The 398-nt window shown below is 77.4% G+C and carries 1 protein-coding gene; it reads right to left on the reverse strand.

Annotated features, from left to right (window positions below; all coding sequences use genetic code 11):
• The coding region (locus ACOV8S_RS03685) for a deoxyribodipyrimidine photo-lyase (RefSeq protein WP_448316076.1) at nucleotides 1-346 on the reverse strand (346 nt) is incomplete at its 3' end.
• Between the last annotated feature and the right edge of the window lie 52 nt (nucleotides 347-398).

Genomic DNA, 398 nt, shown 5'->3' on the forward strand with positions numbered 1-398 from the left:
GTGCCTCCCGCAGCCGGTCCTCCCGCCGGTGGGCGTACCCGGTGACCCCCGCGGCCAGGTGCACCTCGCCGGCCCTGCATTCCTCGGCGACCGCCGCGACCTCCCGTTCCACCGGGCCGGACCGCACCACCAGCCGCCCACCACGCCCGCGCAAGGACGCGTCGAGGTCGGCCAGGCAGGCCGCGAGGAAGGCGGCGCGGTTGGGGACGTCGAACCCGACGGCGTGCACCCCCGGGTCGCGGACGAACAGCGGCACCACCTCGTCGGCCGCGGCGAGCGCGGCGGCCAGCGGAGGGTGGTCGTGCAGCCGCAGATCGGCGGTGAACAGGACGACCGCCACGGTCATGTCGTCGCTCCAGGTTCGGTGAGGCGGGGGCACGGGCGCGGCCCCGCCGGAC

It is taken from the genome of Streptomyces sp. CO7, assembly GCF_053474865.1.